This is a genomic window from Catalinimonas alkaloidigena (assembly GCF_900100765.1).
Taxonomy (GTDB): Bacteria; Bacteroidota; Bacteroidia; order Cytophagales; family Flexibacteraceae; genus Mooreia; species Mooreia alkaloidigena.
Genome location: NZ_FNFO01000009.1, coordinates 333,393 through 341,317, shown reverse-complemented (window position 1 = coordinate 341,317; position 7,925 = coordinate 333,393). Strand labels below are relative to the sequence as shown.

The 7,925-nt window shown below is 57.0% G+C and carries 7 protein-coding genes; 6 read left to right on the top strand and 1 reads right to left on the bottom strand.

Going from position 1 to position 7,925, the window contains the following annotated elements:
* Window positions 1-205 precede the first annotated feature (205 nt).
* Both BLR44_RS21275 and BLR44_RS28940 read left to right on the top strand, forming a co-directional pair.
* Complete coding sequence (locus tag BLR44_RS21275; RefSeq protein ID WP_089685889.1) at window positions 206-799, top strand: hypothetical protein; 594 nt, start codon at window positions 206-208, stop codon at window positions 797-799.
* Window positions 800-811: 12 nt separating this feature from the next.
* Entirely contained in the window at window positions 812-949 is a 138-nt protein-coding gene (locus tag BLR44_RS28940; protein WP_176956149.1) for a hypothetical protein, read from the top strand.
* Between the two features lie 118 nt (window positions 950-1,067).
* On the opposite strand, the gene BLR44_RS21270 is transcribed toward BLR44_RS28940, so the two are convergent.
* Complete coding sequence (locus BLR44_RS21270) at window positions 1,068-2,150, bottom strand: LacI family DNA-binding transcriptional regulator (RefSeq protein WP_245706134.1); 1,083 nt, start codon at window positions 2,148-2,150, stop codon at window positions 1,068-1,070.
* A gap of 167 nt (window positions 2,151-2,317) precedes the next feature.
* Here BLR44_RS21270 and BLR44_RS21265 point away from each other — a divergent pair, with 167 nt between their 5' ends.
* From BLR44_RS21265 to BLR44_RS21250, 4 genes are all read left to right on the top strand, one after another.
* Window positions 2,318-4,564, top strand: a complete 2,247-nt coding sequence (locus BLR44_RS21265) for a monovalent cation:proton antiporter family protein (RefSeq protein ID WP_089685887.1) — start codon at window positions 2,318-2,320, stop codon at window positions 4,562-4,564.
* A gap of 211 nt (window positions 4,565-4,775) precedes the next feature.
* On the top strand, window positions 4,776-6,134 hold the full coding sequence (locus BLR44_RS21260) for a TrpB-like pyridoxal phosphate-dependent enzyme (RefSeq protein WP_089685884.1): 1,359 nt from the start codon (window positions 4,776-4,778) through the stop codon (window positions 6,132-6,134).
* A gap of 197 nt (window positions 6,135-6,331) precedes the next feature.
* A complete protein-coding gene (locus BLR44_RS21255) occupies window positions 6,332-6,868 on the top strand; it encodes a hypothetical protein (RefSeq protein ID WP_089685882.1) in 537 nt (178 codons plus the stop codon).
* Window positions 6,869-6,931: 63 nt separating this feature from the next.
* A complete protein-coding gene (locus tag BLR44_RS21250; RefSeq protein ID WP_089685879.1) occupies window positions 6,932-7,879 on the top strand; it encodes a M14 family metallopeptidase in 948 nt (315 codons plus the stop codon).
* The last annotated feature ends 46 nt before the right edge of the window (window positions 7,880-7,925 follow it).

The following is a 7,925-nucleotide window of genomic DNA, read 5'->3' as shown; positions in this document are numbered from 1 at the left end:
ATTTCGCTCACTTTTCAAGTAGTACCGCAGCGGTGGAAAGTAGAGCGAACGATTAGCTGGCTCCAATGGCGGGGCCACCCTGGCAGAGAAGGTTGATCAAAGACTACGAAGCTGAGGATTCTAGCAGTCAAGCGTTTGTTTACCTATTCAATATCCAACGCATTGTTAAAAAAATTTAGACAGGGTCTTAGGAGAAGGAGTCAGCATGGCGCATTCTTTAAAAGACAGTGACCCGCAGGTGTTTGAGTTAGCGGAACCAGGCGCGTATACCCTCGTACTGAAAGCGGTCACGGGCTACGTATTCCGAAAGGAGATCGAGATTAAGCAGATGAAAAAATACAAGGTCCATCTGCCGTTGGACGAAATATTCACCCTGGTGAGCGACCAGGAAACGCTTCTGGCTCGCCTGCGGGCAGGATCACAGGCCGTTGCGTTTGTGGAAGTATATGCCCTGTCACGTGAAACCCATGTTGTAACAGACTCAAAAGAAATATGGGCTGAAGCGTTGTTTCTCCTCCAAAATGACGGAAAACTGACTTTGGCATACACTCCGGATCGTGATGAGGAGATGCATTATACACGATTGACATACAATGACCTGGCGGTACTGCCCCGCTTTGAAGCATTTGAGCGGCAAGGCAAACAACAGGCCGCTTCGTGCACGAGCGATGATTTTTCTTTATTTCCGATGGGACGGGGCGTAATCCTGCTGGACAATAAACTCTGTACCTTCGAGCTTTGCAAAGGCCATCAACAGATGCTTTTTGAAGTCATGAAACCCCTCATTCCCGAAAAATAATGCACCATTTTCATGTCGCTCACCGCTCAAAAAGAAGCCATGATTGCCCACCTCCATACCCTCGCTGATGAGAAGATCGCGACGGCGCAGGCGGCCATTGCCTCGACGAAAGAGTCGCGGGATATCGCGTTCTACGTCCCCTTAAGATAGTGAGCCAACCTCACAACCTCTCCGTACCCCTTACCGGGTTTGTGTCGTAACGGTCGTATGCTCCAGTGTGTCGGAAGTTGCCTTAATTGGGATGGAGCGCGTAGGGATGGAACAAACGTTAGTGAGTGGAGTGCGATCGTACCGACGACTGCCGGACGATCAGGTTGTGGCGCAACAGGAGGGTATTCAGGTGGGCCGAGGGCTTCTTTTCAATGGTGTTGATCAGCGTGGCGGCTGCAATTTCGCCCATTTCATGCCCCAGATAGTCGACCGTGGTCAGGTTGGGCTCGATGACGCGCGAGTTAGGATCGTTGTTGAAGCCGACCACGGCGATGTCATTGGGCACGCACAGCCCCTGCCGTCTGAACTCCCGGATGCAGGTTACCGCCACGGTATCGTTGGCGGCAAAGACGCCATCGGGGCGCGGCTTCATCCGCATCAGCGCCTGGGCGGCTTCGCTGCCCTCCTGTTCGCTCATGTGGTTGATGATGACCAACTCGGGTGCCTGGGGCAATTCCCTTTCCATCAGCGCCAGGCGGTACCCTTTCAGCCGATCGGCATACACGTTGCGCTTCAGGTTACCGCCGATGTACACAATGCGGCGACAGCCCTGGTCGATTAGGTGTAGCGTGGCTTCGTAACCGGCCTTTACGTTGTCGATGGCGATGCTGGTGCACTGGATGTGCTCGGCAATACGGTCGAAGAAAATCAGCGGAATCTCTTTTTTGAGCAACGCGCTGAAATGGTCGATGTTCTCGGTATCATAGGCCAGCGAAACCAACAGCCCGTCGACCCGACTGTTGTACATCGTGTTGACGCTGGCGATCTCTTTTTTCACCGATTCCTGCGACTGACTGATGATCAGGTTGTAGCCCCGTTCGTTGGCCACTTTTTCCATGCCAGCGATTACCGTGGACATAAAGTAGCTGTTCAGGCGCGGGATGATCACCCCGATGGTGTTGGTTTTCCGCACACGCAGATTTCGGGCAAACGTGTTGTGCTGATACCCCATTTGGCGGGCGGCCTCGACGATGCGCTTTTTCGTCTCTTTTTTGATGCCGGGGTGGTCTTTCAGGCCACGGCTGATGGTGGCCGGGGATAGGTCCAGCGCCTTGGCTATGTCGTAGATGGTGACATCTTTAACCTCTTTCATTTCAATCGCTTTCATCACAATGATAGAGAAGAGATCTTGTTTTTCCATGAAATCCGAGAAACTTATGCAATCGGTTACAAAGAAATAATACGCTACCGACCGCCTCTTTTGGGCCGTTATGCCCGGCACGAGTATTACCGTACCGCCGATATGACGCAAATTGCACGCGGGTCGACTGACCGGATTTGAATTGCTGACGATCTCCCGTTTTCCTTATGGCGCATGTACCTCCGCTGATTCTCGATCTGGCCTTGATTTTGGGCGTTGCCGGCATCACCACCCTGATCTTCAAGAAGCTGAACCAGCCGTTGGTGTTGGGCTACCTGCTGGCGGGCCTGCTGGTCGGACCCAACTTTCCGCTCTTCCCCACCATTCTGGAGACGGAGAGCATCCGCACCTGGGCTGACATCGGCGTCATCTTTCTCCTGTTCGGGCTGGGGCTGGAGTTCAGCTTCAAGAAACTGGTGCAGGTAGGAGGCGCGGCATCGCTGACGGGCCTGCTGGAAATCGGGGCCATGCTGCTGCTGGGCTACAGCACCGGCACCTGGCTGGGCTGGTCTGCCATGGACAGTCTGTTTCTGGGGGGCATCATGGCCATTTCGTCCACCACCATCATTCTGCGCGCGTTCGAAGAACTGGGCCTCAAAACGCGGCGTTTCGTCAGTCTGGTGTTCGGCATTCTGATCATCGAAGACCTGGTGGCCATTCTGTTGCTGGTGCTGCTCTCGACGCTGGCCATCAGCCAACGCTTTGCCGGCATGGAACTGCTGGGTTCACTGCTGAAACTGGGCTTTTTTCTGACCGTCTGGTTTTTGGCCGGCATTTTCCTCATTCCGTCGCTGCTGCGCCGCCTGCGCCAGACCCTTACCGACGAAACCCTCCTCATTCTATCGCTGGGCCTGTGCTTTGTGATGGTCGTGCTGGTGACGAGCGCCGGGTTTTCTTCGGCACTCGGCGCGTTTCTGATGGGCTCGATCCTGGCCGAAACCATTTTTGTGGAGAAGATCGAGCACCTGCTCCGGCCCATCAAAGACTTGTTCGGCGCGGTGTTTTTTGTGTCGGTCGGCATGCTGATCAATCCGGTGCTGCTGCTCGACTACCTGGGGCCGGTGCTGCTCATTTCCGCGACGGTGATTCTGGGAAAAGCTTTTTTTGTGAGCCTGGGGGCCGTGTTGGCCGGCCAGTCGCTGCGGCACGCCCTCGCGACGGGCATGAGCATGACGCAGATCGGCGAGTTCTCGTTCATCATCGCGACGCTGGGCGTTTCTCTGCGCGTCACCAGCGATTTCCTCTACCCGATTGCGGTGGCCGTTTCGGTCCTCACCACGTTTACGACGCCTTACCTGATGCGGCTGGCCGAACCGTTTTACCGTGTGCTGGAACGGCAGCTTCCGAGCCGCTGGCGTGCTTCTTTGCAGACGTACAGCGCCGGTACACAGCGCATTACCCAAGTCAGCGACTGGCAGCAGGTGCTGCGCACGTACCTGCAGGCGGTGACGATCAATACGGTCATTTGCATTGCCCTGATCCTGCTCACCACCTACTTTCTCACGCCAATCGTTACCTTCCGCATCATCGCCAGTCCGTGGGGCGAAATGCTCACGGCGCTGCTGGCCCTTTCGCTGATGGCGCCGTTTCTGTGGGCACTGTCTGTCAAAAAGTTGCGAAGCACTTCGTACGTAACCCTCTGGCGCAGTCGGGTGTTTAGCCGGGGGCCCCTGGTGGCGTTAGAGGCCGCCCGCATTGCAATCGGCGTCGGGCTGGTTAGCTTTCTGCTCGCGCAACTTTTCTCGGTGCTGGTCGGGCTGGGGGCGGCCGTGCTGATGATTGGTGTGGTGTTGCCCCTGTTTACCCACCGCCTGCAACAGACCTATGCCCGGCTGGAAAATCGGTTTCTCTACAACCTCAACGCCCGGGCGCTGGAACAACAACGGCCGATGGCCTACCGGCACCTGGTGCCCTGGGATGCCCACCTGGCCTCGTTCGAAGTCAGCCCCGATGCCGACTGCCTGGGCAAAACACTCACCGAGCTAGCCTTCCGCGAAAAATATGGGGTCAATATCGTGCAGATCGAGCGGGGCAGCCGCACCATCGTCGCGCCGAACGGAGCGGAGCCCCTCTTTCCGGGCGATAAGCTGACGGTTGTCGGGACCGACGAACAACTGCAGCGGTTCAAGCCGACCGTGGCTCCTACCCCGGCGCAAGTGGTGCACACAACGCCGGAAGTGATGCTGAAACAGCTCATGGTCGATGCTCAGTTTCCCTTTCTGGGCAAGAGCATCCGCGAAGCGCGCATCCGGGAAAAGACGCACGGCCTGGTGGTGGGCATCGAGCGCGGCGGCCAGCGGATGCTGAATCCAGATCCGGCGACGGTGTTCCAACTGGGCGATGTCGTCTGGATTTCGGGTGAGAAACAACTCATTCTTTCCCTGGAGCACGAAAACGAGTCGCCTTCGGCGTAAGTTGCGTTGCGGTCCCGGTTGCCCAGGCAAAGCGCGTAGGGCTAACGCTGTGGTGCCAAGCCTCTTCCCAACACAACTGCGCCGGGCCGACGCTTGACATTCGTCACGCTCTGTTGGTCGTTTTCCTCCGCATTACTTCCTGGTTTTCTGTACTTTTTGCCTTTCAAGCCTTGGGCTTGCTTTGTTCATCTTCTAAACAATCTCCTTGGATATGACGCGTAAAATTCTGCTGGAAGAGCACGAAATTCCGGAACAGTGGTACAACATCGTGGCCGACATGCCCAATAAACCACTGCCCCCACTTCACCCCGCCACCAAACAACCGATCGGCCCCGACGCGCTGGCACCGCTGTTCCCGATGGAGCTGATCAAACAAGAAGTCAGCACCGACAAGTGGATTCCGATTCCGGAAGAAGTACGCGAGGTGTACAAAATCTGGCGACCCACGCCACTGTACCGGGCGTACGGCCTGGAAAAGGCGCTCGATACCCCCGCCAAAATCTACTACAAGTACGAGGGCGTCAGTCCGTCTGGCTCCCACAAACCCAACACGGCGGTGGCGCAGGCCTACTACAACATGAAAGAAGGGGTGAAACGGATCACGACCGAAACCGGGGCGGGCCAGTGGGGCAGCGCCCTGAGCTTTGCCTGTCAGTTGTTCGGCATCGAGTGCGAGGTCTACATGGTGAAAATCTCGTACCACCAGAAACCCTACCGCAAAATCATGATGAATACGTGGGGGGCCAAGGTATTTGCCTCGCCGACGGACCTCACCCAGGCAGGTCGGCAAATTCTGGGCAAAGATCCAAATTCGCCGGGCAGCCTGGGCATTGCCATTTCGGAGGCGGTAGAACGGGCCGCGTCGGACGACGCCACCAAATACGCCCTGGGCAGCGTGCTGAACCACGTCCTGACGCACCAGACGGTAATCGGACTGGAAGCACTCACGCAAATGGAAAAGGCCGGCGACCTGCCCGACATCGTGGTCGCGCCCTTCGGCGGCGGCTCGAACTTCGCCGGCATTTCGTTCCCCTTCCTGCGGCTGAACCTGGAAGAGGGGAAAAAGATTCGCTGCATTGCCTCAGAACCGGCCTCGTGTCCGAAGCTGACGCGCGGTGAATTCCGCTACGACTTCGGCGATACGGTGGGCATGACGCCGCTGCTGCCCATGTTTACGCTGGGACACAACTTCGTTCCGGCGCCGATCCACGCGGGCGGCCTCCGCTACCACGGTGCCGGGGTCATTGTCAGTCAGTTGCTGAAAGACCAGCTGATCGAAGCGCGGGCGCACCACCAACTCGAGTGTTTCGAGGCGGGCGTGCAGTTTGCCAAGGCCGAGGGCATCATTCCGGCACCGGAAGCGAACCACGGCATCGCGACGGTGATCGCCGAAGCGAAACGTTGTAAAGAAGAAGGCACGTCGAAAACGATTCTGTTCAACTTGTGTGGGCACGGCAACTTCGACATGAGCGCCTACGAAAATTACTTCGAGGGAAAATTGCAGGAACACGAACTCACCAAAGAAGAAATCACCGCTTCGCTGGCCGAGCTCGACACGCCGACCATTTAGCGGCACACCGGCATTTTAAACGTACCACGTTTACCGAGACGACGCCAGCGTAAACGTGGTACGTTTTTATTTTCCCTGTCTCCAGTCTTCCGGTTCGCCGGCCTCCCATGCGCGCATAAGCGCGCATTTCTTACACGCCTCAGTCGGCCTAGGAAAGTACAGCTACCGCCGGAACGTGGGTGCTTATCTTCGCGACTATGCGAAAACAGATTCAATGGCTCGGTATCCTGAGCATCTTCCTGATGGGCGCTTGTCAGAGCGTTGATCGGCTGACCCAATTCAACATGGACTACGAATCGTCCGTGACGGTTTCGTCGGGCATGAGCATTAACCTGCCGTTCGACATGATGACGCCGGACGTAACGACCAATTCAGAATCGGAATTTAAGGTCAACAATACGCGGAAAGACCTGATCGAAGAGATTCGGCTGACCAGCATGAAAATGCAGATCACGTCTCCGTCGTCGGCCGATTTCAGTTTCATGAAATCCATCCACATTTACCTGGATGCCGAAGACCTGGGCGAAACGGAAATTGCGTACCTCGACGACATTCCGGCCAGCCCCGGTCGGCAACTGACTCTGGAAACCACCAGTGCCGACGTGCAGGAATACATCAAGCGTGACTCGTTCACCCTCCGGGTAGAAGCCGTCACCAGGAAAATCCCGGCGCAGGACGTCGACATCGACATCGACTCCCGTTTCTGGGTAAATGCCCGTATTTTAGGCATTTAGACCCGCGGCCCATTTCCGGAATCGCTTTACATTTGGAGCAACATCCACGTTGCTCCTTTTTTTATGCCTAACCAAGTCCGCTACTCCTTTGTCCGCATTCTGACCGGATCGGATCTGTCCAACCGCCGTCTGCCGTTTATGCAGGCAGAAAGCAGCGAAGAGGGGCCGTTGGTCTGGATGACGGCCTGCGGACACGGCGACGAAGTCGGGGGCATCGTCATCATTCAGGAAGTTTTCAAGTGGATCAAACGCCAGGGGCTCCGGCGGGGCAAGCTGATGGCGTTCCCGCTGATGAACCCGATGGGCTTTGAAACCGCCTCGCGGCAGATCATCTATTCGCAGGAGGACCTGAATCGCTCGTTTCCGGGCAACCCCAAAGGCTCGCTGGCCGAACGCATCGCCGAAAAGATTTTTACGTCGATCACCCAGACCAAGCCTTCGCTGGTGCTGGACCTGCACAACGACTGGATTCGCTCCATTCCGTACACGCTGCTCGACGTGCGCGAAGACCATGCGCTCTACCAACCCCTGAAAGAACTTGCCACCCACACCGGCTTTCCGATCATTTACGACACAGACGTGATCAACCACAGCCTCTCCTTCAGCCTGGTACGCGAGAAGATTCCGGCCCTGACGCTGGAAGTGGGCGGCTCGTATGCCGTCAACGAACGCGACATCACGTACGGCGTCAGCGCCATGCTGCGCGTGCTGCATCACCTCGGCATGATCAACTACGACAGCAGCTTCACCGACTACCCGCTCGAACAATCGTACCAGGGGAAGGTACTGCTCTACTCCACGCGCCCGCTTAGTTCCAACAGCGGCATCATCCGCTTTCTGGTGCAGCCGGGCAACCTGGTGCGGGCCGGGCAGCCCCTGGCGAAGATCTACAATACGTTCGGCAAGCTGCTGGAAACCCTCAAAGCCGACCGCGCCGGCTTGATTCTCGGTCTGGCCGACTCGTCGGTATCGTTTCCGGGCATGCCCGTGGCGGCCATCGGCTACATCTAGGCCACGGCACGTCTCTTATGCACCGGCGCGCCGGTTTCTGGCCCGA